This window comes from Proteocatella sp. QWL-06 (genome assembly GCF_058684135.1).
The window spans coordinates 2,010,728-2,037,319 of sequence record NZ_CM178755.1 but is presented as its reverse complement, the minus strand read 5'-3'; the positions used below and the strand labels follow the sequence as shown (position 1 = coordinate 2,037,319).

Annotated in this window: 25 protein-coding genes; 20 read left to right on the top strand and 5 right to left on the bottom strand. The window is 44.0% G+C overall.

What is annotated here, in order from left to right:
- Window position 1 precedes the first annotated feature (1 nt).
- Window positions 2-805: a heterodisulfide reductase-related iron-sulfur binding cluster gene (locus tag AC4PGZ_RS09805; RefSeq protein WP_492158439.1), complete on the top strand. Its 804-nt coding sequence runs from the start codon at window positions 2-4 to the stop codon at window positions 803-805.
- On the opposite strand, the gene AC4PGZ_RS09800 is transcribed toward AC4PGZ_RS09805, so the two are convergent.
- Together AC4PGZ_RS09800 and abc-f are read right to left on the bottom strand one after the other, a co-directional pair.
- Window positions 777-1,463 (bottom strand): TVP38/TMEM64 family protein, encoded by a 687-nt coding sequence (locus AC4PGZ_RS09800; protein ID WP_492158438.1) that lies wholly within the window; start codon window positions 1,461-1,463, stop codon window positions 777-779. The two genes, AC4PGZ_RS09805 and AC4PGZ_RS09800, sit on opposite strands and share 29 nt — an antisense overlap.
- Before the next feature lie 68 nt (window positions 1,464-1,531).
- A complete protein-coding gene (gene abc-f / locus AC4PGZ_RS09795; protein WP_492158437.1) occupies window positions 1,532-3,475 on the bottom strand; it encodes a ribosomal protection-like ABC-F family protein in 1,944 nt (647 codons plus the stop codon).
- A gap of 177 nt (window positions 3,476-3,652) precedes the next feature.
- On the opposite strand from abc-f, the gene AC4PGZ_RS09790 reads away from it, so the two are divergent.
- The 3 genes from AC4PGZ_RS09790 to AC4PGZ_RS09780 all read left to right on the top strand — a co-directional run bounded on the left by AC4PGZ_RS09790 (window position 3,653) and on the right by AC4PGZ_RS09780 (window position 6,574).
- Complete coding sequence (locus tag AC4PGZ_RS09790) at window positions 3,653-4,303, top strand: redox-sensing transcriptional repressor Rex (RefSeq protein ID WP_492158436.1); 651 nt, start codon at window positions 3,653-3,655, stop codon at window positions 4,301-4,303.
- Between the two features lie 71 nt (window positions 4,304-4,374).
- Window positions 4,375-5,388, top strand: coding sequence for a PTS sugar transporter subunit IIC (locus tag AC4PGZ_RS09785; RefSeq protein ID WP_492158435.1), 1,014 nt, complete (start codon window positions 4,375-4,377; stop codon window positions 5,386-5,388).
- Between the two features lie 109 nt (window positions 5,389-5,497).
- Window positions 5,498-6,574 carry a PIN/TRAM domain-containing protein gene (locus tag AC4PGZ_RS09780; RefSeq protein WP_492158434.1) on the top strand — a complete coding sequence of 359 codons (1,077 nt, stop codon included), beginning with the start codon at window positions 5,498-5,500 and terminating at the stop codon, window positions 6,572-6,574.
- A gap of 75 nt (window positions 6,575-6,649) precedes the next feature.
- Here AC4PGZ_RS09780 and AC4PGZ_RS09775 read toward each other — a convergent pair whose 3' ends face one another.
- Both AC4PGZ_RS09775 and AC4PGZ_RS09770 read right to left on the bottom strand, forming a co-directional pair.
- Complete coding sequence (locus tag AC4PGZ_RS09775) at window positions 6,650-7,111, bottom strand: threonine/serine exporter family protein (RefSeq protein ID WP_492158433.1); 462 nt, start codon at window positions 7,109-7,111, stop codon at window positions 6,650-6,652.
- Window positions 7,111-7,893: a threonine/serine exporter family protein gene (locus tag AC4PGZ_RS09770; protein ID WP_492158432.1), complete on the bottom strand. Its 783-nt coding sequence runs from the start codon at window positions 7,891-7,893 to the stop codon at window positions 7,111-7,113. The genes AC4PGZ_RS09775 and AC4PGZ_RS09770 overlap by 1 nt, the downstream gene beginning before the upstream one ends.
- 150 nt (window positions 7,894-8,043) lie before the next feature.
- On the opposite strand from AC4PGZ_RS09770, the gene AC4PGZ_RS09765 reads away from it, so the two are divergent.
- The 7 genes from AC4PGZ_RS09765 (at window position 8,044) to AC4PGZ_RS09735 (ending at window position 15,320) form a co-directional block, all read left to right on the top strand.
- Entirely contained in the window at window positions 8,044-8,787 is a 744-nt protein-coding gene (locus AC4PGZ_RS09765; RefSeq protein WP_492158431.1) for a hypothetical protein, read from the top strand.
- Between the two features lie 298 nt (window positions 8,788-9,085).
- Window positions 9,086-10,477 (top strand): sodium-dependent transporter, encoded by a 1,392-nt coding sequence (locus AC4PGZ_RS09760; RefSeq protein ID WP_492158430.1) that lies wholly within the window; start codon window positions 9,086-9,088, stop codon window positions 10,475-10,477.
- Window positions 10,478-10,635: 158 nt separating this feature from the next.
- Window positions 10,636-11,247 carry a hypothetical protein gene (locus AC4PGZ_RS09755; RefSeq protein WP_492158429.1) on the top strand — a complete coding sequence of 204 codons (612 nt, stop codon included), beginning with the start codon at window positions 10,636-10,638 and terminating at the stop codon, window positions 11,245-11,247.
- An 11-nt stretch (window positions 11,248-11,258) separates the two neighbouring features.
- Window positions 11,259-12,404 carry a tRNA 2-thiouridine(34) synthase MnmA gene (gene mnmA / locus AC4PGZ_RS09750; RefSeq protein WP_492158428.1) on the top strand — a complete coding sequence of 382 codons (1,146 nt, stop codon included), beginning with the start codon at window positions 11,259-11,261 and terminating at the stop codon, window positions 12,402-12,404.
- A 323-nt stretch (window positions 12,405-12,727) separates the two neighbouring features.
- On the top strand, window positions 12,728-14,143 hold the full coding sequence (gene radA, locus AC4PGZ_RS09745) for a DNA repair protein RadA (protein WP_492158427.1): 1,416 nt from the start codon (window positions 12,728-12,730) through the stop codon (window positions 14,141-14,143).
- Window positions 14,144-14,156: 13 nt separating this feature from the next.
- The gene (locus tag AC4PGZ_RS09740) at window positions 14,157-14,702 is read left to right on the top strand and encodes a transcription repressor NadR (protein WP_492158426.1); all 546 of its coding nucleotides are present in this window, start codon (window positions 14,157-14,159) and stop codon (window positions 14,700-14,702) included.
- A 54-nt stretch (window positions 14,703-14,756) separates the two neighbouring features.
- Window positions 14,757-15,320, top strand: a complete 564-nt coding sequence (locus AC4PGZ_RS09735; RefSeq protein WP_492158425.1) for a hypothetical protein — start codon at window positions 14,757-14,759, stop codon at window positions 15,318-15,320.
- A 114-nt stretch (window positions 15,321-15,434) separates the two neighbouring features.
- Here the strand turns inward: AC4PGZ_RS09735 and AC4PGZ_RS09730 are convergent, their stop codons facing one another.
- The gene (locus AC4PGZ_RS09730) at window positions 15,435-16,907 is read right to left on the bottom strand and encodes a YARHG domain-containing protein (RefSeq protein ID WP_492158424.1); all 1,473 of its coding nucleotides are present in this window, start codon (window positions 16,905-16,907) and stop codon (window positions 15,435-15,437) included.
- Between the two features lie 175 nt (window positions 16,908-17,082).
- On the opposite strand from AC4PGZ_RS09730, the gene AC4PGZ_RS09725 reads away from it, so the two are divergent.
- The 9 genes from AC4PGZ_RS09725 to AC4PGZ_RS09685 all read left to right on the top strand — a co-directional run bounded on the left by AC4PGZ_RS09725 (window position 17,083) and on the right by AC4PGZ_RS09685 (window position 26,534).
- Entirely contained in the window at window positions 17,083-17,919 is an 837-nt protein-coding gene (locus AC4PGZ_RS09725; protein ID WP_492158423.1) for an energy-coupling factor transporter ATPase, read from the top strand.
- Window positions 17,904-18,767, top strand: coding sequence for an energy-coupling factor transporter ATPase (locus tag AC4PGZ_RS09720; protein ID WP_492158422.1), 864 nt, complete (start codon window positions 17,904-17,906; stop codon window positions 18,765-18,767). The genes AC4PGZ_RS09725 and AC4PGZ_RS09720 overlap by 16 nt, the downstream gene beginning before the upstream one ends.
- A complete protein-coding gene (locus AC4PGZ_RS09715) occupies window positions 18,760-19,560 on the top strand; it encodes an energy-coupling factor transporter transmembrane component T family protein (RefSeq protein WP_492158421.1) in 801 nt (266 codons plus the stop codon). Before AC4PGZ_RS09720 ends, AC4PGZ_RS09715 begins: the two co-directional genes overlap by 8 nt.
- An 89-nt stretch (window positions 19,561-19,649) precedes the next feature.
- Entirely contained in the window at window positions 19,650-20,078 is a 429-nt protein-coding gene (locus tag AC4PGZ_RS09710) for a hypothetical protein (protein ID WP_492158420.1), read from the top strand.
- A 14-nt stretch (window positions 20,079-20,092) separates the two neighbouring features.
- Entirely contained in the window at window positions 20,093-20,497 is a 405-nt protein-coding gene (locus tag AC4PGZ_RS09705) for a hypothetical protein (protein WP_492158419.1), read from the top strand.
- A 352-nt stretch (window positions 20,498-20,849) separates the two neighbouring features.
- On the top strand, window positions 20,850-21,845 hold the full coding sequence (locus tag AC4PGZ_RS09700; protein WP_492158418.1) for a TAXI family TRAP transporter solute-binding subunit: 996 nt from the start codon (window positions 20,850-20,852) through the stop codon (window positions 21,843-21,845).
- Window positions 21,845-22,342, top strand: coding sequence for a DUF1850 domain-containing protein (locus AC4PGZ_RS09695; protein ID WP_492158417.1), 498 nt, complete (start codon window positions 21,845-21,847; stop codon window positions 22,340-22,342). The genes AC4PGZ_RS09700 and AC4PGZ_RS09695 overlap by 1 nt, the downstream gene beginning before the upstream one ends.
- Window positions 22,343-22,402: 60 nt before the next feature.
- Entirely contained in the window at window positions 22,403-24,400 is a 1,998-nt protein-coding gene (locus AC4PGZ_RS09690; RefSeq protein ID WP_492158416.1) for a TRAP transporter permease, read from the top strand.
- A gap of 130 nt (window positions 24,401-24,530) precedes the next feature.
- Entirely contained in the window at window positions 24,531-26,534 is a 2,004-nt protein-coding gene (locus tag AC4PGZ_RS09685; protein ID WP_492158415.1) for a phosphodiester glycosidase family protein, read from the top strand.
- Window positions 26,535-26,592 lie beyond the last annotated feature (58 nt).

Here is a 26,592-nt window from a genome sequence, read left to right as displayed (position 1 = left end):
ATTGAAAGAAAGATTCAGGCGTTATAAGAATCAGCTGGTGGTTGAGACTCATCAGCTGCTGAGCTTCAGCCCGGTGTTTGCAAAAAGAACTGGACACAGGAAATCCAGCTCCGACAGCGTGTTTTTTCCGGGGTGTTCCCTTATGAGCCTTGGCAGCGATGCGGTGATGGAGCTCTACGGGATCCTCAGGAAGACGGATCCGGAAATGGAGCTCTCCGGATTCTGCTGCGCAAAGCCTTCGAGGCATATATGGAAAGGCGCTAAATTTGAGGGACGCATAGATAAGATAAGAAGAAATCACTGCGGCACTGTATACACTGCTTGCCCGAACTGTTTCAAGACTCTTGGAGATAAGGGGATGAACGTGGTTTCGATATGGCCTCTGATAGACAAGCATTTTCCGCCTGACATGAAGGACATATACGGCGGCGAGGAGATGATGGTTCATGATCCATGCACAGCCAGAAAGAATGTTTCCGACCATGATGCGGTAAGAAGCATCATGAATAAGCTGGGCATAAATATACTTGAATTTGAAAACAGCCGTGAAAATACTCTATGCTGCGGTAAGATAAACATGACGATGGCTCTCGAGCCTGAAAAGGGGATGAAGATCCTTGAGAAGAGGGTTTCGCAGTGCAGCTCTCCAAAGGTCGTCAGCTACTGCGCCTCTTGCGTTCATTCCTTTGGAATGGGCGGATGTGACGGAATATACGTATCTGAGCTTTTTATTCAAAAAAAGAAGAAGCCTTCATGGGCAAACCGGATAAGATTTGTCATGAAACTTCCTCTTCTTCAGGATTGAGGTATCTCTTTTTTATGAGTATTCCGGAGAGGGTCACAAGGACTGCCAGGACAGCGGCGGCAAGGAAATACTTCCAGCTGTCTGTTCCTGCGGTAAGCCCGGCGGCGCCTATCGTAAAGAATGATACTCCGGGGAACATGAACACGAATGTGTAAACAGTGTATTCCCAGAAGCCTATGTCGGTTATCCCATATGCAAAATTCTGCAGGTTGTATGGGAAAAGCGGAACCATCCTCGTTATCATGAGGATTACAATATTGTTTTTTTCGTTTTCTGAAAACAGGAGCTTCTTGAGCATCCTGTTTTTTTCAAGCAAAGGCTTTATGCTTTCCCTGAGAAAGAAGCGCCCTGCTATGAAGGCTATGCACGCTCCGAGTGTAGTCGCAAAAAGGCAGGCGAGTATTCCGAGCCATGGTCCCAGCATCATTCCTGCCAGTACGGCGAATGTTATGCCGGGAAGCGCGAGCACCACGCATCCTATGATCGTGAATATGGTATATATGGCAACTGCCGCAGGAAGGTTTTCCTTTACCATCTGATTCAGGAATGCGAGGTTTTCTGTATTTCGCAGGTATTCAGAACATCCGAAATGCCTGTCGCACGCGATTACCATTATTATGAGCGATGCAAATATCAGGATTTTGTATTGTTTTTTCATGGCTCTATTATATCATGCATGAAAACTGTTTTTTGATAGAAAAAAATGATAGGTCCGATAGAATATACTTATTGATCCTGCTGATCCTCAAGCATGAGGTGAAGCTCTTCCCATTTCTCGAATGCTTCTGCAAGCTCAGTTTCAAGTCTGTTTTTTTCTTCAGTGACCTTTTTGGTCATCTCAGGATTTGAATATATCTCCTCCAGGCAGAGCTGCTGGTGGCAATTTTCTATTTCCGATTCTATTTCGGATATCCTCTGCTCTTTGTCGGTTACAGATTTTTTGAGCTTCCTGTATTCTTTTTCTTTTTCCTTGTCTTTCTTCTGCTGCGCTTTTATCTGTGTTCTGGTCACATTGCTCTGGGACGCTTCGCTCTGATTTCTTTCCCTGTCTTCCTTTTCGTGCTGAAGCTTTTCCTGATAGTAATCATAGTTTCCGAGGAATTCTCTTATGCCGTCTTCTGTAAGGACGAGGACCTTGTCTGCGAGTTTGTTTATGAAGTACCTGTCATGCGATATGAAGAATACGGTGCCTTCGTACACATTGAGCGCGTTTTCAAGGACTTCCTTTGATTCTATGTCGAGATGGTTGGTAGGCTCGTCCAGGAACAGGAAATTCGCGTTTGAGAGCATAAGCTTGAGGAGGGATATTCTTGACTGCTCGCCTCCGCTCAGCGAAGATATCCTTTTGTAAACATCATCCCCTGTAAACAGGAAGGCTGCCAGCATGCTTCTCACTCTGGTCTCTGTGAGGGACGGATACTCGTTCCACACCTCGTCTATTATTGAATTTTCCTGATTGAGGTCCTGCCTCGTCTGGTCGAAGTATACAGGGTGGACGTTGGTGCCGTATGTCACCTGGCCCTGATAAGCCGTGTCTTTTCCTAGCAGTATGTTGAATAGCGTAGTCTTTCCGACTCCGTTTGGGCCAAGCAGAGCTACCTTTTCGTTTCTGAATATCTGGATGTCGAGGTCGGAGAAAAGCACTCTTTCTCCGAATGCCTTGGAGAGCGATTCGACCTTCATGACTTCGTAGCCGCTAGTTACGGAAGGGCTGAAGGTTATGGAGGCTTTCTTCTTCGCAAAGTCCGGTTTGTCTACGGTGTCCATCTTATCGAGCAGCTTTTCGCGGCTTCTTGCCCGCTTTACCTGCTTTTCTCTTCCGAAGGCCTTGAGCTGAGCGATTATATCCTTCTGCCTCTTTATCTCTTCCTGATTTTCCTTGTATTCCTTTTCCATCAGCTGCTGAATGGTTTCTCTTTTTTCGAGGTAGTCGGTGTAGTTTCCGCCGTACTGCGTAAGGGTCCTGTTGTGGATCTCAAATATCCTGTCGACTATCTTGTCGAGGAAGTATCGGTCATGGGATATCACTACCACATTGCCTCTGTACTGCTTCAGGTATGTCTCGAGCCATTCTACTGCCATTGTGTCGAGGTGGTTGGTAGGCTCGTCAAGCAGCAGGACATCTGGTTTTTTGAGGAGCAGCTTTGAAAGCATGAGCCTTGTCTGCTCTCCTCCGGAAAGCAGGTTCACCGGCTTTTCAAAATCGGATTCTGAAAATCCGAGGCCCTTGAGTATGCCTCTTGCCTCTGAATTGTAGGAATAGCCGTTCATATTCGTGAACTGCTCTGTTTTTCGGGCATATTCATTCATCAGGGAATCGAGTTTTTTATCGTGAGCGGACTCGGATATCCTGTGCTCGAGCTCGCGCAGCTCTCTTTCGAGCTTTATGACATCCTCGAAGCACAGAAGCGCTTCATCGAGGAGGCTGTTTTCAGATTCGGTTTTCACATTCTGCTCGAGATATCCAATTGTTATATCTTTACCAAAGAATATCTGTCCGGAGTCCTTTTCGAGCCTGCCGGTGATGATGCGGAAGAGCGTCGTCTTTCCTGCTCCATTAGACCCTACGAGGCCTATTTTCTCACCTTCGTTTATTGCGAAAGAAATATCATTTATAATTGTTTCAATGCCGTAAGATTTGGTTATATTATTAACTGAGAGTGTAATCATTGTCTTCTCCATAATCATGATATGTTATATTTGCAGGGCATTTTTTATCTCTGCAATATAGATTATATCATATTATGCGTATCAGATTCTGTAAATTATTTGACATTTTTGTTAAAATTTGGTTTAATAAAATATTATAGGGTTAAAAACAGAATAAAACAGGATGAGGTGGATTAATTGAGCAAATCAGACAGAGACATTTCTATGGCGGTAATCAGGAGATTGCCAAAGTACCATAGGTATTTAAAAGATCTAATCGATAAGGAGATATACAGGATATCTTCTAAGGAATTGAGCGAAATCATTGGATTCACGGCATCTCAAATCAGGCAGGACCTCAACAACTTTGGAGGTTTTGGACAGCAGGGATATGGCTACAATGTTGAGGAGCTTTATGAAGAGATTGGAAAAATACTTGGGCTTGACCATGAATACAGCGCTGTAGTAATTGGAGCGGGAAATATGGGACAGGCGCTTGCAAACTATCCGTGGTTCCAGAAAAAAGGATTTTCAGTCAAGGCGCTTTTCGATGCGAATCCAAAGCTTATAGGACTCAGGATGAGAGATCTTCAGATCTATGATGTAGAAGAGCTGGAGGACTATATCGAAAAGAACAATATAAAGATAGCAGTCATCTGTACGCCTAAGGAGCATGCGCAGTCAATAGCAGACAAGCTTGCGAGGACTAAGATCGAGGGCATATGGAACTTCGCTCCGGTAGATCTTGATATTCCTTCAAGGATAATCGTGGAAAATGTGCATCTCAGCGATAGCCTTTTCGTGCTTTCATATATGCTTAATGAGGCGAATAAGGAAGAGAAACACTAATATCTATAAAACAGAGACGTATAATCTTGACTATCAAGCTTATACGTTTTTTACATTGTGAGGTCGTAAATATGAAAAATGGATTTTTAAAGAGAAAGAACATTGAGATTTCATTCAGGCGCTATCTTACTGATGCTCTTGGAAGCATGGCGCTGGGGCTTTTTGCTTCCCTTCTGATCGGGACCATATTCAATTCTATAGGTCAGAAATTCGAAATAGCGCTCTTTACCGATGTAATAGCGCCTTTTGCAAGGACTGCCACAGGGCCGGCGATTGCTGCGGCCATAGCCTATGGTCTGCAGGCGCCTCCGCTGGTACTGTTTTCAACTGCTATAGTAGGGCTTGCTGCAAATGAGCTTGGAGGACCTGTGGGGGTATACTGCGCCACGCTGATAGCGGTAGAGCTTGGAAAAGTGGTTTCAAAGGAGACCAGCCTGGACATTATAGTGACTCCGGCAGTCACCATAATTACAGGTGTGCTGGCAGCGCAGTTCGTGGGGCCGTATGTGTCGAGCATAATGACTGCACTGGGGGCAATCATCGTGAATGCGACAAAGATGCAGCCGCTTGTCATGGGAGCTGTAGTTTCTGTGGTCGTTGGGATTACGCTCACTCTGCCTATAAGCAGCGCTGCGATCTGCATGATGCTGGGGCTTGACGGCCTGGCTGCAGGAGCGGCCACTGTTGGCTGCTGCGCCAACATGATAGGATTTGCGGTCATAAGCTACAGAGAGAATGGGTTTGGAGGACTGATGGCTCAAGGCATAGGCACGTCTATGCTTCAGATGCCAAATATCCTGAGGAATCCTAGGATATGGATACCTTCCATCGCGGCTTCTGCAGTGCTGGGTCCGGTGTCCACTATGATATTCAAGATGGAGAATATTCCGATTGGCGCAGGCATGGGGACCTGCGGGCTTGTCGGGCAGGTAGGGACTATAGCGGCAATGGGTGAGGGCTCCGAGGTATATATGGCGATACTGCTTCTGCATTTCATACTTCCGGCGCTGATTTCGCTTTTCGTTGCCGGGGTTCTCAGAAAATGGGGCTGGATAAGACCTGGAGACATGAAACTCGACCTTTAATTCAATTTGCACTCAAATCTGTAACTAAATCTTAAATTGTATTTTCAGTGAAAAAAGAATATAATAGATATGTATTTATAAAATAAGGGGAAAGGAGGTAGTAATAATTATGGTGAAGAAATTGCTTAGAGCTGTCTTTTCATTTGTAGGGGTAACGACCGGTTTTGCGACCTATCTCTATGTAAGTGTGATTATGGACAGGCTCTATAATGTATCCAGGCTTGTCGAGGTTGCCGTATTTGCAGCACTCACCCTGGGGATGGGAGTACTGTTTTTTTTCCTCACGCCATATTTTATCAAGGTAGGACAGAAGATTATCGTAAAGATCGAAAAAGAGTCAGCATCGGTAGGGACCTTGGATATGCTGGTTTCACTTGGCGGAATTATCATTGGACTTATTGTTGCTTATTTTATCAGTAGCTTTGTAACGCAGATACCTGTTATCGGTTCGGCTATTTCTGCGGTAATATATGTTTTTCTTGGAATTCTCGGATACAGAATGTCAACCAGGAGAAAGGATGATATCTTCAGCATTGCCAGCAGCCTGAAAATCAGTCAGCACAAGGATAAGGCTGGAAAGAAGGTTGTGTCCGGTGTGCCAAAGGTGCTTGATACAAGCGTGATAATCGATGGAAGGATTGCAGACATAGCAAAGACGGGGTTCATAGAAGGAAAATTCATAGTTCCAACGTTCGTGCTTGAAGAGCTTCGCCACATAGCGGATTCTTCTGACGATCTCAAGAGGATAAAGGGAAGAAGAGGGCTTGATATCCTGAATATAATGCAGGAGGAGCTCAAGCTGGATTTTGAAATATCAGATATGGATTTTGAGGACATTTCGGAGGTGGACATGAAGCTGCTCAAGCTCGCACAGACACTGAATGGAAAAGTCCTTACGAATGATTTCAACCTCAATAAGGTGGCTCAGTTCCAGGGGGTCAAGGTGCTCAATATCAACGAGCTTGCAAATGCGGTAAAGACCGTAGTGATACCTGGGGAAGAGATGGTCGTAGTAATTGTCAAGGAAGGCAAGGAGCATAATCAGGGAGTTGCATATCTTGATGATGGAACCATGATCGTAGTGGAAAATGCCAAGAAGCTGATAGGACAGCAGTTTACGGTAATTGTGACCACTGTGCTTCAGACTGCGGCAGGAAGAATGATATTTGCAAAGATAAAGCAGTAGAAAATAAAAAAGATGCATACGGAAAAATTAATTTCCTGAGTGCATCTTTTTTCATTGCATAAAAACGATATGAAATCATACGTCGTGCCTGTCTTTCATGAGCCTTCTTGCGATGATATTTCTCGATATCTTTCCAAACGATGATACAAGCATTATCCCGATTGCAATAGCTCCGGCCACGGCAAGTGTCTGAAGCCCTTTGGAAAGCGCATCCTCTATCTGATTCTGCGTAAAATAGTACATAGTCATGTACAGCGAGTAACCTGGTGTTATGGGCAGTATGCCCGGGATCACGAACATGGTCACGGGATTCCTGCTTATCCTTGAAAAAATCTCACTCATTACTGCAACTGCTATTGCGGCGGCAAGATTGGCGAAAGCCAGGCTTGCATCTGCCTGAGTGAGAAGCACGTTTACTATCCAGCCGATTGCTCCGGTAAGGCCTGCGTAAATCAGCAGTTTTTTCGGAAGCTGAAAAAATATGGCATAGCCTATGGTGGCCAGCAGAGAATATGTGAAGTGTGCAAACATAGACATCAGATCACACCTCCGTATCTTATATATATGCTCAGCACTGAACCGGCCGAGATTGCGATTGCTACGGCAAGCACTGCTGCCTCGAATACCTTTGACATTCCGGAGATGAGGTCGCCTGCGATAAAGTCCCTGAGCCCGTTCGTGAATGATACTCCGGGGAGCAGAGGCATTATGGATCCTACTATTATCATGTCCATGTTGTTTCCTATGCCGCTTTTAAGGCTGAGTATGGCGAGTATTGCTATTATGACTCCACTGACTGCATTTGACAAAAAGGAATTGTTGTCCAGATCATACATCTTTATTGAGGTCACTGTGGCAATCAGAGATATCACCAGTGCGCAAAGAAGATCAGGCGGAGATCCGCCGAGCATTCCCGTGAACATGGACGAGGCTATCGCACACAGGACTACCCTGAACCAGTCCGGATATTCGGACTTTTCAAGTATGGCCTGAAGATGGAGTATCGCATCATCAAGAGCAATGTCGCTTTTTACGAACTCTCTTGAGAAGTTGTTCACCATGGCTACCTTCTGCAGATTGGTGGTCCTTGTGTCTATGCTCTTCATGAACGAAAAACCGTCGTGACGGTCATCTGCTATGATTATTACCGTGGGCGTAACGAATGCGCTCACATGATATATATTTCTGGAGTGACATATCCTTAGTATGGTATCTTCCACCCTGTATGTCTCTCCTCCGTTGCAGAGCATTATCTCGCCTGCAAAGAGCGCCAGTCTTAAGACTTTCTTCTTATCCTGTTCTGTTACGCTCATGTTCATTATATGCACCTCCCAGCTGAAATTTCCTGACCATCAAATAATATCACATCAGAGAATAAAAATAAACCGTGTTAAGGTTAAAGAATTGTTAAATCTCAAATATGGTGCTATAATCATTATATTCAGTATTTATAAGATTGAGGTGAATTTATGAAACAGAGGATTCTTGTCATAAAAGAGGTTTTTGAGGAAAGGAACGAGCTTGCATTTGCGCTTGTCGAACCATATATAAAAGAAAGGCTTGGCGAAGGAAGCCTGGTAAATGTCCATGAGACGCACTGTACTGTCCTCAGGAGCCTTCTCGAGGAAGAGGACATATTTCAGGGAGACATAACTCAGGAAGAAATCAATCTGATGTTTGACATAAACACATATGACAAGGTCATATATGTTCCGGAGGATGCAGGAAAATCCTCGGATATACTTGTTTATGACCCGGACACTCTGGACAAGAACATGATATTCTACCACATAGGGAACATGAATCTCGTTGACAGCTATTCAGATGTGAATATGAATAAGGACAGCGGCTCTGAAAAGACTGAGGATGAAGATGCTTTTGCAGAGGGGCCGATTGATGAGGCAAGGTTTTTCTGGCTGATGGTTTCTCTGATACCATGGCTGATATTCATACTTATGAATCTACTCGGGTATGGAAATGTATCAGCGATACCGCTCGGGATAGCCGTGATTGCACTTCTGCTTAAAAAGAAAGCAAGGAAAAAACGAAGATACAGGGAGTTCGTTTCTGAGTATGCGAACGTTGGATTCTTCGTGCTCATGCTGGTGCTGAACTATCAGAATCCTTCCTGGCTTGCGAACATAGCGACCATGCTTTCTGTAATGGGAATGACGATAATGCTGCTCATGAGTTTTGTAAAAGATGAAGAATAAAAAGCTCTTTAAGGACCGGAATTAAATCCCGGTCCTTTGTTTTTGAATAAGGAATGAAATATCCGGGTATGCTTAACGTAAAATGAAATGGAAAAATTCAACGGAAAGCTTAAAAATATGTTTATTATATCACAAATAGCAATGGTTACAGAATTTGAAAAAAAACAGTAAAAAATGTGGGAATTATCAAAAAATTCTGTTGCATATTTGTTCGATTACGGATATAATAAGTAAAGATTAAATGCAATTATTTGTTTGTCATCAGGCAATATTCAAAAAATGAACAAGGAGGTTTACTATGGAAAACAAACAAAGAGGACAGTTTGGAAGCAGCTTTGGATTCATAATGGCTGCTGTTGGTTCCGCGGTTGGACTTGGAAATCTATGGGGATTCCCGTACAAGATGGGTAAGGGCGGAGGTTTCGCGTTTCTCTTCATCTATCTGATTTTCGTTGTTACTGTAGGCTTTATAGTAATGCTAGGAGAGCTTGGAATCGGACGTAAGGCCAAGATGGATGCAGTAGGTTCCTACAAATCCATTGACAAGAGGGCAGGATTTGTCGGAGGATTTGGTGTTTTTGCAGCTTTTGTAATTTTATCCTTCTATTGTGTGCTTGGAGGATGGGTACTTAAATATGCGTTCACCTTCATAGGTGAGATGTTTGGTGCAGGATTTGGCGGAGCGGCCGGAGCGGATTATTTCGTGGCATTCATAACAGGAACTACGGAGCCTATAATCTGGTTTGCAGTCTTCCTTGGACTTTCATGTCTTATAGTTCTTGCGGGAGTTGAAAAAGGTATTGAGAAATACAGCAAGATAATGATGCCTGCACTCTTCGTTATGCTTATCATCATAATAATAAGAAGCGTTACGCTCCCTGGAGCTTCAAAGGGACTTGAATTCATATTCAAACCTGATTTCTCGGTATTCGCGAGCTTTGATTCAGCGATCGCGGTTGCAGGTACGGCGCTTGCGCAGATGTTCTTCTCGCTCTCTCTTGGTATGGGAGCAATGCTTACTTACGGAAGTTACCTTGGAAAAGAGCAGAACCTTCAGAGCAGTGCTCTAATAATTCCGATACTGGATACAATGGTAGCTATACTTGCAGGTGTTGCTATAATGCCGGCGGTATTTGCATTCGGACTTGACCCTTCAGCAGGACCTGGACTCATGTTCATAACTCTTAAGGAAGTTTTTGCGGCGATGCCTCTGGGCAGCTTCTTTGGATTCCTTTTCTTTACGCTTGTGTTCTTTGCGGCGATAACTTCGTCTATATCTCTTCTTGAGGTTATATGCGCATATTTCATAGACAGCAAGAAGATGCAGAGAAAGACAGTAACAGCTATGGCAGGAATCGCAGTATTCATACTTGGAATACCGGTTGCACTTAGCCAGGGAATGCTATCTCACATAAGACCTATACTTGGAATGGACATACTGGATTCATTCGACTTCATAGCTGAGTACACGCTGATGCCTCTTGGAGCGCTGTTCATGTGTATATTCGTAGGATGGATATGGGGACCTAAAATCATTACTGATGAAATAGAAGTTTCCGGGCACAAATTCCCGCTAAAAGGCTACTTCAACTTCATGATCAAATACGTTACTCCGCTTTTCGTTGCATTCGTACTTTACAGTTCATGTATTTCTCCGATCATAAAGTATTTTGCAGGCGGCGGACAGTAGTAAACAATTATTTATGTCGATATCAGCTGCAAGACAGCTGCTAATGGCAGGGCATTCTTTAAAGAATGCCCTGCTTTTTTTATCCGGCGCTCTACACAAAGGCATCAATGTGTTGTATAATTAAATATCAGGATAATCAGGAACAGGAGATCGTAATTATGAAGGCGACAAAGGTATTTACGATGATTGACGATATCGTAAAAAAGATACAGAAATCAGATGATGTGACTCAGGAAGACGGGGAGAAGATGATTGGCCAGCTGACAGAACTGGCAGATATATACAGAGAAGTTGAAGTACATGAAGATCAGATGGCTGTTTATGATGCCCTCAGGCAGAAAGGAGAATGGCTCAAGAGTCAGTTTTCCTCAAAAAAATCCTCGGACAGGATAAAAAAAGAGATAAACAGATATATAAGGCTGCTGAGAGCTTCGCTCGCTGACTTCAGGGGAGAAACTGGAGCTCTGCTGAGATTTCACAGGATGTTCGTTATTCTGTGCCTCTCGCTGCTCGTGCTTTCGCCGGGAATGTACGGGCCTTTAATGTCGGTGCTTCTCGTGATTCCAGTATTTGGGGCGCTCAGAGGCATAAGGGACAGGCGGATGACAGGGATCTATCTTTCTGGAGTCATCATACCTCTTGCGCTTCTCACAGGTATAAACTGGCTGAGAGCAGGCGCTGGGCTGTTTTCGATACTGGGTGCGGCAACATCGGTTTTTGCATTGGTGATGATTTACATGATATACAAAGTTAAGGACATGTTTGTTTAAAGGAGCAGGAAATGAAGAAAAAAGTAGTGCTTGGAATGAGCGGTGGGGTGGATTCGTCTGTTGCGGCGCTTATACTCAAGGAGCAGGGATATGATGTTATAGGTATTTTCATGAAAAACTGGAATGAGCAGGATGAGACAGGCATATGTACTGCCACCGAGGATTACGAGGATGTTGCAAGAGTTGCGGCTCAGCTTGGAATTCCATATTATACAGTAAACTTTGAAAAGGAGTACTGGGACAGGGTATTCAGTTATTTCCTGAAGGAGTATAGGGCCGGAAGGACTCCAAACCCTGACGTGATGTGTAATCAGGAGATAAAGTTCAATGCTTTTCTTGATTATGCGCTCAAGCTCGATGCGGACTATATAGCCATGGGACACTATGCGAAGGTCGAGGAGGAGGATGGCAGGTTCTATCTCAAGCGTGGAGCGGATTCGAACAAGGATCAGACGTACTTCCTCGCAAGGATAGGGCAGAAGGCGCTGCAGAAGGCGCTGTTTCCAATAGGGGATCTTCCAAAGTCTGAGGTAAGGAGAATAGCTGAGGAGCATGAGCTGGCTACTGCAAAGAAGAAAGATTCAACGGGAGTGTGCTTTATAGGAGAGCGGGATTTTGATGAATTTCTGGATAAATACCTGCTTTCAAAGCCAGGAAAGATAATGACGGTTGAAGGAAAAGAAATCGGAAGCCATCACGGACTGATACATTACACATATGGCCAGAGAAGAGGAATAGGAATCGGAGGAGTAGGAAGCGGAGAACCGTGGTTTGTATGCGGAAAGGACCTGGGAAAGAACATACTCTATGTTGCCCAGGGAGAGAACCATAAATCACTGTTCACGAAGAGCCTGATCGCCGACGAGATGTTCTGGACGCTGGATGAGCCTTCGCAGATGCCTCTGAAGTGCACTGCTAAATTCAGATACAGGCAGGCGGACATTCCGGTAACTGTATATGACATGGGAAATTCAAGAGTGAAGATAATATTTGACAGTCCGGTGAAGGCTGTGACTCCGGGTCAGGTAGCCGTGCTTTATGACGGAGACATATGTCTTGGAAGCGCCATCATAAACAGCGCGGAGCCGGTCGATCCGAAATACAGATTCCTTTATGAAAGCGCAAATGTCGCAGAGGGAATCATAAAAGACGCATAGGCGGGACTGAGACGAAAAAAAACAGAGTGAGTCATTCCGGGAGAAAGACATAGCTCTGTTTTTGCATAAAAAGACAACAAGCTGGCGGGGAACCAGCTTGTCATTAAGGGGTTTTTTTACTATATGTTCTGTGTGATTGTAAGGTATTTGGGAGAAAACCTTAACATCACTGACTACACTTTAATTGTAATAAGAAAATATAGAATACCTATAAAAAATATGTGTGAAATATGTAAAACAATGTTACAGATGTTTTTCAAAATTCATTTTTGACTGTATAATAAGGATAACATATTTTTTGATATCTGAAAAGGAAACAACTTATGAAAACTAAGACTGTATACAGATGCATGAGCTGTATGAACGAGAGCAGCAAATGGAGCGCAAAGTGTCTTGAATGCGGCTCTTTTGGGACGATTGAGGAAATTACTGTCGCAAAGCCTTCAAAGGCAAAGCCGGGAGCCGGTCAGCCGGTATCTTCGGCTGCTCCTGTAAATCCACTCCTCAGGCTGAAAGATGTAAAAACTGGAAACAGCGACAGGATAGTGAGCTCGCTCAATGAATTCAACCGGGTAATGGGAGGCGGGATAGTCAAGGATTCCGTCAGCATAATAACCGCAAAGCCGGGAGCTGGCAAATCCACGCTGTTGCTTCAGGTGGCGGACGATCTTGCGGCAAAGGGTTACAGAGTGCTCTACGCTACGGGAGAGGAGAGCGAAAGCCAGATAAAGAGCAGGGCGGACAGGATACTCAGGAATATACATGAAAACATTTGGGTGGTTCCGGACAACAGCATGAACAATGTACTCGGACACATAGCTTCCGTAGATCCGGACCTCATAATAATCGACAGCATACAGACCTTCACTCTGGAGGAACATTTTCCTTCAAGGGCGGGTTCTCCTACACAGACAATGGAGTGTGCGAACGCTATGGTAAGGATCGCAAAAAATCCATCGAGGCCAAGAGCGGTTATACTCGTGGGCCAGATGAACAAGAACGAAGAGATGGCGGGCCTCAGATCGCTAGAGCATCTCGTGGACACAGTTCTCGTTATAGAGGGAGAAAATGAGGAACAGCTCAGAGAGCTCCAGTCTACAAAGAATCGATTCGGAGGAACCGGAGAGATGGGATTTTTCTCTATGACCGAAGAAGGGCTCGTATCCATAGACAACCCGTCAGAATTCTTCATGACTGTAAGGGACGAAAGGGACAGGGTTTCAGGTTCTGCGCTCACGGTAGTCAGAGAGGGAACAAGGCCTATAATACTTGAGATCGAAAGCCTCGTTTCGACATCCTTCATGCCATATCCATCAAGGATCGGAGAAGGGCTAAGGAGGGATCATCTCAATATTCTCGTGAGCATACTTGAGCAGAGAGCCAAGTTCAACCTGCTTAACAAGAATGTGGTGATAAAGACTACCGGAGGCCTCAGGGTCAAGGAGAATGCCATAAATCTTGCAATACTGATAAGCATTGTCTCATCTTTTTCTGAAAAGCCGGTACCGGGAAGCTATGTTTTCATAGCCGACGTAGGGCTTACCGGAGAGCTCAAGAAGGTACCATCCACGGAGCAGAGAGTGAGAGAGCTTGACCGTATGGGTTTTGAAAGGGTATATATAGCGCCGGGTACATTCTCGAGGAAGATGAAGTTTGATTCAATAAAGGTAATCGAGAAGAAGACGCTTGTCGAAGTCATATATGATGTATTTGGGGGACTCGAAAGATTCAGCAAATAGAAAGGATATATTTATGAATGGAAATGAAAGAAGACAGGAAATACTGGGAATCCTTAATAAAAATCCGGTGAGCGCATCATCTCTTGCTGCGAAGCTTGGAGTGAGCAGGCAGGTAATCGTATCAGATATAGCGCTTCTTCGAGCCTCGGGGCATCCGGTTGTGTCAACTCCGAGAGGGTATGTCATAGATGAAGGCGGAAGGCGAAAAGGTGTGCTCAAGGTAATAACCTGCAGGCATCTTCATGAAGGGCTTGAGGACGAGCTGTTTACGATCGTAGACCATGGGGCGACGGTGCTGGATGTTATCGTTGAGCACAGCGTCTATGGACAGATTCAGCTCAATCTTAATCTTTCCTCAAGATATGACTGCGAGGAATTTCTGAAAAACCTTAGAGAGAGCAATGCAGCGCCTCTTGCAGAGCTTACCGACGGGGTGCATTTTCATACGATACTGTGCCCTGATGAGCAGTGCTACGAAAGGATAGTAGAAGATCTGAGGAAGCAGGGGATTTTCATTGAAGAAAAAATCGGACTTGACAAGACAGCCTCCAGAGAGTAATATGTATTTGCAGGTGTAAAGACACCTGACAATACTTATTCAAGGAGATTTGAGATGAGAACTGCTACAAGATCGAGAAGCACGGAAAGCATAGTAATGGCGGGCCTTCTGTGTGCTACTGGAATCATCATACCTATGTTTATGCCAAAGATAGTGCTGGAGCCGGCTTCGTTCACGCTTGCCAGCCATGTGCCTGTTTTTATTGCGATGTTCATATCACCGCTGGTAGCCTTTGCGGTGGCGCTTGGTACTACTATCGGATTCCTTATGAGCGGGCTCCCGGTGATAATAGTAATGAGGGCGCTTTCACATGTTGTTTTTGCGACCGCCGGAGCGCTGTGGCTTACAAGATACAATATTAACACGGTGACAAAGGCTGGAGTGTTTGCAGTTGTTACGTCGCTTATACATGCATTTGCAGAATTTCTGGTTGTTACAACATTTTATTTTGGAGGCAATGTTTCGGAAAAATTCTATGAGAATGGATTCCTCAGATCGGTTATACTTCTGGTATTCGTTGGGACATTCATACACAGCATAGTGGACTTCGTCATAGCCTATGTGGTGTCAAAACCACTTACCAAATCAGGGGTAAGACTGAAAGTATTCCAGGGATAGGAGTTTTCTCTGTATTGAAAACCAGTACTGTAAGGATTTATTTATCAAAAAAAGCAAAGTCATGGATTCTGATTTGTCCCTGAACTTTGCTTTTTAAATTCTGTGATATGCGGATCAGCTGAGTGAATCCCTGTATTTTACTATCGTTGCAAGATTTACGTTTTCTATTTCCGTGAACGAGGATGCGGCCTGTGCCGGAGATGAGATATTTCCATCAGGCTTGTACCATGATTTCGTCATGAAATATTCGTAGTATTCTCCGCCGAAGTCAAAGTGCCAGCCTCTGCGTGCATACATTTCGTTGATTGCATACCTTATCTGTGACTTGTCCATTCCTGCGAGGTCTTCTTCGGTAAGATATTTTATATCCGAAGGGAGTATATATTCGCTGTCGGCTGCTTCTTCTGCCGGGGTATCTGTTTCTGGCTGAGTGCCGTCGCCTGCAGAAGGGTCTTCAGGCAGCGACGTATCCTGATTCTGAGGCTGATCCTGAGGGCTGGCCTCTCCTGTATCTGGAGCCTGAGGCGTACCTGATCCTTCCTGGTCCTGAGAAGCAGATGGGTTCTCAGCTGGATTGATTATGGAATCAAGCATGCCTGATTTCAGAGCGCCGTAGAATGCCGCCGACAGTATAAGTACTGCTATTACAGATATTATGAGTGGTGCCGGTGATTTCTTCTTTTTCTTCTTTGGTTTTGCAGCGCCGGATTTCTTTCGAGGTCTGTTATCAGGAGATTGCTGAGTCGAAGGCGATTTTGGCTGTGACGGCGATTGCGTCTGCCTTCTTTCCTGCTTTTCTGTATTTGTGAACTCGAGCTCGGTGACCCTTCCGCCTGACTTGCTGACTGACTTGCTGACGGTGTGATTTTTTACATATGAATCATGGCCCGTATCGTCAGAAGGCTTTTCTCTGGAAGGCTTGTCTTCAGAAGGCTGCTTTGCTTCCGGGGCAGGAGCGGCTTTTTTCTGAGCGGGTCTTTTGTTTGCGGGGATCGTCTCGTATACAGGGATTCCGTCAAAGTCATCTTTTGAGCCATATATTTCTTTCTCCTCGGTTCTCACGGCTTCCTTGAGCTCGGTGGGAACGATGAGCGGCTTTCCTATGGAATTGAGGAAGTCCTCTTCTATAGATCTGGCCCTGTTGTCCTTCTGTTTTGGCGCAGATGTAGTCTTTACGGTATTATCTATGTATTCGCCGATCTTATCTTCAACAGTCCTGCTGGTCTTCTCTTTTCTTGAGGAGAGAGAGCTGCTTCTGTTTTTTTCGGTATGATAGGCCTGAAGCCTGCTGTATATCTGAGGATCTGTATGGAGCTCAAGGGTTGTTCTGTATTTCATGAAATGCTCGTCAAAAAGCTCGGTGTTGCCGTCCACCTCGAATATATCGAGCATGACATTTACTATCGAGCCTGCGTATATCTTGTTTAGAGACAGCTGTTTTCCGACGTTTAGCACAGCACCAAGCAGGTCCTTGTTTTTTTCAATCTCCTCGAGTGCCTGGCTATATGCTTTGTTTTTGTAGTAGTATTCTATTTTATCAAAATAAAAAGTTGCTCTTTCTCTTGTAAAAAGTGGATTTCTCTGCAAAGTATGACACCGCCCTCTGAATTTTTTATGTACGTTTCAATTATATCATAAATGAATGAAATTTGAAGAAAAAAATTATAAATAATATTTCAAAATTATTTCGCAATATCAATATTTATGTTAATATATATAGGTGTATTTACACTCGGATGAAATTTTGTGTAGAGGAGAAGTCATGTCAGAGATAGTTAGGGTTGAAAATCTGGTTTTCAGATACGATGATGAAATAATTACTAAAAATGCGGTCGATGATGTCTCGCTTAATATAGAAGAAGGCGAGTTTGTTGTGATCATAGGTCACAATGGCTCGGGAAAAAGCACGCTTGCAAAGCACTTCAATGGCATATTCTACCCGACTCAGGGTGATGTATATATTAAGGGAATGAACACGAAGGATGATTCGCTTATCTGGGAAATCAGGCAGAAGGCTGGAATGGTTTTTCAGAACCCGGACAATCAGATAGTGGCTACGATCGTGGAAGAAGACGTCGCATTTGGCCCTGAGAATCTCGGGATTGAAAAATCAATAATAAGAAAGCGGGTCGATGAGGCTCTGGCGCTTGTGAACATGACGGAGTTTGCCAAAAAGCAGCCCCATAATCTTTCGGGAGGGCAGAAGCAGCGCGTGGCCATTGCGGGGATAATCGCTATGAGGCCTGACTGCATAATATTTGACGAGCCTACTGCGATGCTTGATCCAAGTGGAAGAAAAGAGGTAATTGATACAATCCTCAAGCTTAACAAGGAAGAGGGCAAGACTATCATACACATAACCCACTTCATGGATGAGGCTACAAATGCCGACAGGGTAATAGTCATGGATGAGGGTAAGATAACAATGCAGGGCAAGCCTCGTGAGATATTTGCAAGGGTAGAGGAGCTTAATGCTCTTGGACTCGATGTCCCTCAGATGACCGAGCTTTCTTATGAGCTTGGACTGGAAGGCGTCAGGCTGAGAGAGGATATACTGACTGTGGAAGAAATGGTGGATGAATTATGTCAATTGTTATAAATAATCTGAGATATGTATATAATGAGGGAACACCTTTTGAGAGCGTTGCCATAGATGATGTAAGCCTTGAGATAAAGGACGGGGATTTCGTTGGCCTTATAGGTCATACGGGTTCTGGAAAGAGTACGCTGATACAGCATCTCAATGGCCTCATAAAGCCTACTGGGGGCTCGATAATCATAAACGGCATGGATATTACTCAAAAGGGAGTGTCTCTTGTAGATGTAAGAAAAAAGGTGGGGCTTGTGTTCCAGTATCCTGAATATCAGCTGTTTGAGGAGACTATTTTCAAGGATATAGCCTTTGGTCCTGAAAAGCTGGGACTTTCGGAATCTGAGGTGGAGGAAAGAGTAATCGAAGCCATGAACATGGTAGGTCTTGATCCTGAGAAATCCAGGGACAAGTCTCCGTTTGAGCTTTCGGGAGGACAGAAGAGAAGGGTGGCCATTGCGGGAGTAATAGCCATGAAGCCTGAGGTGCTGATACTTGATGAGCCTACTGCAGGACTCGATCCTCACGGAAGAGATGAGATACTGGATCAGATAAAGGAGATCCACAGAAAGAACAGAACTACGATAATACTTGTTTCCCATTCCATGGAGGACATGTCGAGGCTTGCAGACACTCTTATAGTGATGAACAGGGGAAAGGTTGAATTTACCGGGACTCCGAAGGAGGTTTTCAGGTATGAGAAGAGGCTTCATGAGATAGGCCTGGGAGTGCCAAAGGTAGTAACGCTCATGAACGAGCTGAGAAGCAGAGGCTATGACATAGAGCCTGACATAATAACCATGGCACAGGCTAAGGAACAGATTTTAAGACTGATAAGGAGTAAGGATAATGCTTAAGGATATAACGCTTGGGCAATATTACCCAACAGATTCGAGAATACACAGGCTTGACCCGAGAGTTAAGATAATGTTCACCTTTGTATTTATGATAACCATATTCATGATAGACCAGTTCTATCCGTTCCTGATGATAGTGGCGTTTCTTGCACTGCTTTCAAAAAGCTCAGGAGTGCCGGGAAAGTTTCTCATGAAGGGAGTAAAGCCTCTATGGCCGCTGCTTCTTATAACATTCCTGATCAACGCGCTTCTGACTCAGGGAGAGATCCTGTGGTCGATTGGATTTATCAAGGTAACCTATGAGGGACTAAGGCTCGGACTTTTCATGATAATAAGGCTGGTGCTGCTCATAGTGGGAACTTCGCTGCTTACGCTGACGACATCTCCTATAGAGCTTACTGATGGAATAGAGAAGCTGCTCAATCCATTTAAGAAAGTTGGGCTTCCAGCTCATGAAATAGCTATGATGATGACGATTGCGCTTAGATTCATTCCTACTCTTCTTGAAGAGACGGACAAGATAATGAAGGCTCAGATGGCAAGAGGAGCTGATTTTGAGAGCCGCAACATCGTAGAGAGGGCCAAAAGCCTCGTGCCGCTGCTCGTGCCGCTTTTCATAAGCGCATTCAGGAGAGCGGATGAGCTTGCCATGGCCATGGAGTCAAGGTGCTACCGTGGAGGAGAGGGAAAGACAAGAATGAATGAGATTTCCATGTCCAGATCGGATTACAGTGCATTTATAGTGAGTACAGCCTTAATGATACTTATTGCATGCACGAGATTTTTAAATTAATTAAACACGAGAAAAAATAGTACTGTTAAAATACGGAATAATTTGGTATAATCGTTCTATTGAGAATATGATTAAGGTGGGATAAAAACGTGACTGAAAAAAGAAAAGCAATGCTGCAGATAGCAGGTATAGTGGCGGCCTTCGTGCTGCTTGTAGTGGGAACGATATTTTACAAGAGCCTGTGGCTGAGGATTCCATTTGCAATAATGGCGATAGGTGTGGGTGCGCTGCTCGTAAGGATGTATCTTTCTTATAAAAGAAAGAAATATGCAATCGAGGGAAAAGTGCTTTCGATCACTCCTCCCAAGAACAGGTTCAAGGTTGGAAAGTACACGGTAATACTTAAGACCGGAAAATCTTCAAAAAAGCTTTACTCATGGCAGAAGCTCAACATGAAGGTTGGAAACTCATATGCGATATATTATGAAGAAAAATCCAACCAGATAATAAAGTATGAGACAATGAAGATAAACATGGCGGCAAGGCCAAAAGGCAACATACCTCCTCAGTTCAGATAAGAAACGGTGAAAAAATGTACAGACTTTTAGGAAATGAAGTGCTTGATACTGAAGAACTGGGAAAACATGTTGAATCTGAGACCGGGCTTCGCGTAAGGGAAGACATAAGCAATGCAACGAAGAGAGATGACGCTGCCGCGCTGAGGCTGGAGCTCGACATAAGCCTTCTTGGGTATGATGATACCCTTAAGTATGAGGATGAGCAGATAATGAATGAACTCATGGCAAAGTCCGATGAGTATGCAAACGCAGAGCTCAAGGCTGTGATTTCTCATTTTGGAGAGTATCTCGCATATGATGTCTACTCGTATTCTTTTGATGAGGTATCAAACTGCACGCTTCTTGTAATGGCAGTTATGAGCACCGAGAATTCTCACAGGAAGATGAGGGATGTAATCAAAAGATTGCTGACAGTTTAGCAAAAAAATATTGACAATAAATTAATAATTACTGTTTTAAGATCAATTCAGATGCCATCATGGCATCTGTTTTTTTATTTAAAATTAATTATGACAGGATATGCTGATAAATCAGTGAACAGATTGCATGAAAAATGACGATAAAGACATATTGAATTTCATGAATAATGAATTGAGGGTTGGTTTAAAATTCATGAGCTAAAGGGACGTTATTATCATATTTTCTATTGAAAAAAGGGGATAATTGTGATATCTTATATGAAACAGCTGATTAACAACTTTAACGCAATATTCAGACGAGACTGTTAATTGCAGCTGAAATGCCAAATCTATTCACGGGAGGAGATTTACAATGAAAAGAAAATTCAAATCAGGATTGGCTTTACTTACAGTTTTAGCAATGGGGATGTCACTTGCTGGTTGCGGTGGTTCAGGAGATACTACTGCAGCTGAAGAAGGTGCGCTTACTAACAACGGAAATTACATTTTTGCAACAGGAGGAACATCCGGTACTTACTATCCACTTGGTGGAGCTATGGCAACTATAATAAACGGAGCTGTTGAAGGAACTAACATCACAGTTCAGTCTACAGGAGCATCAAAAGAGAACATAATGCTTGTTTCCAAAGGAGAGGCGGATTATGCAATAGTGCAGAATGACGTTCTTGACTACGCGGACAAGGGAATTCAGCTGTTTGAAGGCGAAAAAATCACGGGAGTAAGCACAGTGGCTTCTATTTACCCTGAGATAGTTCAGCTTGTCGTAGGAGCTGACAGCGGAATAAAGACAGTTGCAGACCTCAAAGGCAAGCGAGTTTCAATAGGTGATGCAGGTTCAGGGGTTGAGGCGAATGCGCTTCAGGTTCTTGAAGCCTATGGAATGACTGTTGATGACGTAAACGTAAGTCGTCTTTCGTTCAAAGAGAGCGGAAACGCATTCAAGGACAATCAGCTTGACGCATTCTTCGTAACTGCAGGTGTGCCAAACACTGCTATCGTTGAGCTTGCGGTTACAAGACCGGTTCAGCTTCTGAATATAGACGGAGCTGAGGCTGAAAAGCTTGTTGCTGACTATCCATTCTATACAACTATTACCATTCCTAAAGATGTTTATGGAACTCCAGAGGACATAAGCACTATAGCTGTAAGAGCGATAATAGTATCAAGAGCAGATCTTAACGAGACAGAAGTTTACAACTTCACAAAAGCACTTTATGAAAACCTTCCAACGCTGGGAGAGGCTCATGCAAAAGGAAAAGAAATCCTTCTTGAGCAGGCAACAGACGGCGTTACTGTAGCATTACATCCGGGTGCGGCAAAATACTTCTCTGAGGTTGGAGTAGGATAATGAAATATAATATGCAGATGGGGCTTATAGCCCTGTCTGTTTTATTTGCAGTAACAGTTTCGATGTTCGTACCGGCTTTTCAGAGACTTAATCTCAGGACCTCGGATGGAGAGCTTGTAAGCAGCTTCAGTCCTGATAATGGCGCTTATTTTGATATTCAGTTCAGGCACTCGGTAAACAAAGGTCTAATCACTGAAAGGTATTTTCTGGATAAAGCGACCGGCAGAATATGCCTGACCAGCGGATGGTTTGAAAACTATGGTGCAGGCATGATGGATACTATAGATGAAGGTATGAAGATGACTGAAGACGGAGACAGGCTGAGGATAGACTTTCCGCAGAACTGGATTGACAGCGTAAATTTTGCATCAGCAGGGATAGCGAATCATATTTTCATTTATGGGAATGATAAACTCAGGCTTTATGAATTACGGCCTTATAAGACCATAAACATCAGGATTGAAAAAACATCTTTATTTGAAATAATGAAATCATAAATATAGTTTTTAATCAAAGCTAAAAGTAATTCAAGAATTAAATTGAAAGGAAGTGGAAGAGTGAAATTTGGGAAGAAAAAAAATGACAGCGATGTCATAAAAAACTCTCAGGTAGATATAACACCGGATGTGGAGGAGGAAATAGACAAGGAAGAGCTCCTGGCAAGGCTTGACAAGGAATCTGCTTTCAGAAAGCTTGAAGGCCCGTGGAAGACTATAACCACAGCGATACTGCTGTGCTTTACTCTTTTCCAGCTGTATACAGCTCTGCTCGGAACTATTCCTGCACAGCTTCTCAGGATGTCCCATCTTGGGTTCGTAATAACGCTGGCGTTTCTACTTTATCCGGCAACCAAGAACAGAAGCAGAAAGAAGATCGATATACTTGACTACATACTGTCAGCAACGTTTTTCGGCATAGTCGCATACTATATCTTTAATTTTGAAGCAATAATCGGAAGATCAGGTGCTTACAATCAGATGGATGTAATTGTTGGCTTAATTGGAACTCTGCTCGTTCTCGAAGCCTGTCGAAGAGTGGTAGGATGGCCAATAGTAATAATTGCATCTGTGTTCATAGCATATGCATATTTCGGCAGAAGTATGCCAGGTTTCCTTAATCACAGAGGTTATGGAGTAGAGCGTATAGTAACTCATCTGTTTTATACGACGGAGGGGATCATAGGACTGCCTCTTGGAACCTGTGCGACCTTCATATTCCTGTTCATACTTTTTGGGGCTTTCCTCGAAAAGACTGGAATAGGTCAGTTCTTCATAGATATAGCAAACTCGATTGCAGGATTTGCAGCTGGTGGACCGGCTAAGGTTGCCGTACTGACTTCTGCACTTCAGGGAACCATATCAGGATCATCGGTTTCCAATACAGTTTCTACAGGATCGTTCACTATACCTCTTATGAAATCTCTCGGCTACAAGCCGGAGTTTGCAGCTGCAGTTGAGGCAGCGGCATCTACAGGAGGACAGATAATGCCTCCTATCATGGGAGCGGCAGCATTCCTTATTGCTGAGGCGGTAGGAGTTCCTTATCTTGACGTTGCCAAGGCTGCGATCATACCGGCGATACTTTATTTTACCGGTATATGGATGATGATACACCTCGAGGCGAAAAAACTTGGGCTCGTTGGAATACCAAGAGAACAGCTTCCTAAGGTAGGCCCGATATTCAGGGAAAGAGGCCACCTTATACTGCCAATAGTTGTAATAATAGTACTGCTTGGAATGGACATGTCTCCAATCTATGCGGCTACAAGAGGTATACTTGCAGCTGTAATAGCTCCGTTCCTTAGAAAGAGCACACGCGTTCCGCTGAAGGACCTTTTTGAGGCACTCATAAATGGTGCAAGAAACATCATAAGCGTTGCATGTGCCTGCGGAGTTGCCGGAATAATAGTTGGAATAGTTACGCTTACAGGTGTAGGACTCAAGCTGGGCGGAGGACTTATCGCAGCAGCTGGCGGAATGGTTTCGCTTACGCTGTTCTTCACAATGATAACTTCTCTTGTTCTTGGAATGGGAGTTCCTACTACAGCAAACTACCTGATCACATCGACTATAGCAGCGCCTATAGTTATGCAGCTTGGAGTACCTGCTCTTGCGGCCCATCTGTTCACGTTCTATTTCGGAATACTTGCGGACATAACTCCTCCGGTTGCACTTGCGGCATACGCAGGATCAGCTATTGCGAAGGGGAACCCCTTCAAGACGGGAGTTCAGGCTACAAAGCTTGCAGTGGCAGCCTTCATAATACCATATATATTCGTCATGAACCCTGCGCTGATTCTTATAGATACCACGGCAGTTGACGTAATACGTATCACGATAACTTCCCTAATGGGTATGTTTGGAATAAGCGCCGCGATGACCGGATGGCTTTATGGAAAGGCTAGCTGGCTTGAAAGACTTTTCCTTCTTGGATCAGGGCTTCTTCTCATAAATCCTACGCTTATGACGGATATAGTGGGAGTAGGCGGAATTTCTGCTATGATAGCATTCCAGTATTTCAAATACAAAAAAATTAAGCCGGCTCAGGCTGCATAGATTTTCAGCGGTACCATAATGGTACCGCTTTTTTGTATTTAAAGTGTAATATCTGTGTAATTATAATAACTCATAAATAGAGTATAATTGATGGAAGGGGAGATTTCATTGGATTTAAAAGAGGAGTAATATGAAAAAAATGACGTTAAAACACAGATTCAGAAAAATAATTGCAACTTCGATAATAGCGGTTCAGTGTTTTTCGAGCTTCAGTTATGCGGATATGATATATGAAAATACATATCAGATAACTGTAAGCGATGGGATAATACACAAAAATATAATTCAGACATTTGAAAATGGAGTGCAGTCCATAAACCTTATAATTGCAGACATGGAGAGGAGCGGAGTGGATCTTGAGCTCCTTTACAACGATGTATCGGGATTCATGAACAGAAAGACTCTGAGCGCTCTGACTGCGCAGATCCCAAATACAGTGGCAGCCATAAACGCAGACTTCTTTTCGATGTCTGATCCGAGCTACTCTATGGGTCCGATGGCAGATGATGGAAAGGTGATATCCTCACCTTATTATGACAATGGCAAGATGGCCAGCTTCATAATGGACCAGAATCAGAAGCTGTTCATAGACTATCTGAAGTCAGGAGTCGTTGTGAGAAATGAGACGACTGGGACGAGCTCTACGGGATACAGCATAAACAAGCATTCAGGCACATATGCTTCGCCTGTCATAATAACGAGTGAATACAGAAAGACTTCTCCGGGACAGTCATCGGTATCTTCGGTGACGCTCACTGAGGTCGTTATAGAGGCAGATACTGTGAGAGAGATAAGGACAGGAAAACCGGGAGTCAGCATCCCTGTGAACGGGTATGTCATAGCGGCAAGCGGCACCAGAGGAGATCAGCTGGCATCATCATTTTCGGCTGGGGACAGGCTTGAGCTCAGCACCTCCATGCAGGACAGCTATCCTGATCTTAAGGAAGTCGCGGGCGGAGGGACTGTAATACTTAAGGATGGAATGCTTGCGCCAATAACGCACAAGATAGCGGGCAGGTCACAGAGGACTGCGATTGGCATAACCTACGACAGAAAGCTGGTATTCATGACTGCCGACGGTAGAAAGAGCCCTTATATAGGTATGACGGAGACCGAGGTAGCAGACTTTCTGAGGACCCAGAATGTCAGGGACGCCATGATGTTTGACGGCGGAGGCTCGACGGAGATGATCGTCAATGGAAAGATAACCAATGATCTTGCATCTGAAAGAAAGATAGTAAATGGAATGGCCATTGTCAACAACAGGACGAGAGGCTCTCTCAGCAAGCTTGAGGCAGTGCTGGAGACAAAGAATATAGTTCAGGGAGATCGGGTAAAGCTTGCGGTACAAGGATTTGACAGCAGCATGAACCCTGTTGCGACATCGGGGATAACTGTAAGTGGAAACGGCATAAATGTAGAATATAAGGACGGATATGTCACCTTCAAATCCGGTGGAAACGGAAGCATAATCGTAAGATCCGGAAGTGCGAGCGCCGTTATATCTCTGAATGTGGCATCCGTTAATGCGAAAGACCCAAGACGCGTGGACTCAATGCCAGCCTATGATACTGCAATAGTTCCGGATTCGCTCAAGGACAAGAAGGATGTATTCTCGCAGGCCATTAATGGAGTGCTTGTGAATAAGATAAACGGCAGTGCAAAGCTTGCGGTGAATTATTTCAACAAGAATCAGGAGCTGAGCGATGCAATAAAGACAGCAAAGGAATCGGTATACAAGGGCGCTCAGTATGTGGAAAATGACTCGGTAAGATATGTAGGACTCGACACCTCGGCAGGCATAAGCGGCACTTCGGGGCAGTGGAAGTCTGTAAAGGATGCGCTTTCTTCATCCAACAAGAATGTTGTGATCATGATGAGCACATCGATGAATCTTTCGGTATCTGAAAAGACCGTGCTCAGGAATCTGCTTCAGGAGGCTTCGGCTTCAAAGAACATATTCGTAATCACTAAGGGCAGTGAATATTCTTCATATGCCATTGGAAATGTCAGCTATATAACGCTCAGGGATTTCTCTACAGTTAAGGCAGGCAAGGAAGAGGACTACAGATACCTGGTATTTAAGAAAACCGCAAATGGCCTGAATTACGGCTTCCAGAGTCTACTGCAGTAAAAAAATATATAAATTTCAAAAAAGTTATTGACATGCATGTTTCGATATATTAAAATAA